General features: G+C 68.5%; 1 protein-coding gene and 1 pseudogene. Both read left to right on the top strand.

Translation table 11 applies throughout. The features are described 5' to 3' along the window. A pseudogene (locus ACT6QU_RS19480) lies at positions 1-257 on the top strand (glycosyltransferase); the annotation flags it as partial. Positions 258-261: 4 nt separating this feature from the next. Beyond that, a partial coding sequence (locus ACT6QU_RS19475) for a class I SAM-dependent methyltransferase (protein WP_444837032.1) occupies positions 262-689 on the top strand: 428 nt, incomplete at its 3' end.

Below are 689 nucleotides of genomic sequence, written 5' to 3'. Positions count from 1 at the left end.
CCTTCCCGCTGCGCATCTGGACGATCCTGGGCAGCGTCATCTCGCTGCTCGCCTTTGGCTATGCCGGATTTCTGGTGATCCGCACCGTGCTGTTCGGTGTCGATACGCCCGGCTATGCCTCGCTGATGGCGGCGGTGCTGATGCTGGGCGGGCTCAACCTGCTCAGCCTGGGGCTGATGGGCGAATATATCGGCCGCATCGCCAAGCAGGTGCGCGGCCGCCCGCTGTACATCGTCGCCGACAAGGTCGGGTTCTGATCCGGTGGAAGCTGCTGCCTATCACTCGCTGCGCGACCTGCAGGACCGGCACTGGTGGTTTGTCGGGCGCCGGGCCATCGTCGCGCGGCTGATCCGCACCTTCGCGCGCCTGCCCGAGCAGCCCCGGATCCTCGAGGCCGGCTGCGGCTATGGCGGCAACCTCGCCATGCTGGCCCAGTTCGGTGACATCGACGCGTTCGAGCTCGATGACGACGCGCGCGCCTACGCCTCGCTTCGTGCACCACGCCAGGTGGCGCCGGGGCTGCTGCCCGACCGGATCGGGTTCGAGGGCGAGCGGTTCGACCTGATCGCGATGCTCGACGTGCTCGAGCATGTCGAGGACGATCATGGCGCGCTCGTCGCGCTGCGCCAGCGGCTGGGGGTCGATGGCAGCATCCTGATCACCGTGCCCGCGCTGCCCTGGCTGTGGTC

Origin of the sequence: Aliihoeflea sp., assembly GCF_052435475.1 — a bacterium.
Taxonomy (GTDB): Bacteria; Pseudomonadota; Alphaproteobacteria; order Rhizobiales; family Rhizobiaceae; genus Aliihoeflea.
This window is presented reverse-complemented; position numbering and strand designations above follow the sequence as displayed.